Here is a 501-nt window from a genome sequence, read left to right on the forward strand (position 1 = left end):
ACGATGGTGACGGTCTTCGCGGTATTGCGCTCCTCGACGAGCATCGTCGAGGTTTCGATCGGTTGAATGGATGTCATGTTCTTGCTCCCCTTTCGTTACGCGCGGTCCGCGACCCGTTCGCCGAGCAGGCCCGACGGACGGAACACCAGCACGATGATCAGCACGATGAAGGCGAACACGTCCTGGTAGTTGCTGCCGAACACGCCCCCCGTCAGATTGCCGATGTAGCCGGCGCCCAACTGCTCAATGAGTCCAAGCACCAGGCCGCCGACCATCGCGCCCGCAAGGTTGCCGATCCCGCCCAGCACCGCGGCGGTGAACGCCTTCAGGCCGGGAATGAAACCCATGTAGAAGTGCACGTTGCCGTATTCGGACGCGATCATCACGCCGGCGAGCGCGGCGAGCGCCGAGCCGATCATGAAGGTCGCCGAGATCACGAAGTTCGGGTTCACACCCATCAGGCTCGCGTTGTTCGGATTCTCGGCAATCGCGCGCATCGCG

The 501-nt window shown here is 62.9% G+C and carries 1 protein-coding gene; it reads right to left on the minus strand.

Annotation, left to right across the window (positions count from 1 at the left end; translation table 11 throughout):
• Positions 1–95 precede the first annotated feature (95 nt).
• Positions 96–501, minus strand: a 406-nt coding sequence (locus ACV229_RS40725; protein ID WP_448088678.1) for a branched-chain amino acid ABC transporter permease, incomplete at its 5' end; no start/stop codon positions are given.

The organism is Burkholderia sp. MR1-5-21, assembly GCF_053427715.1.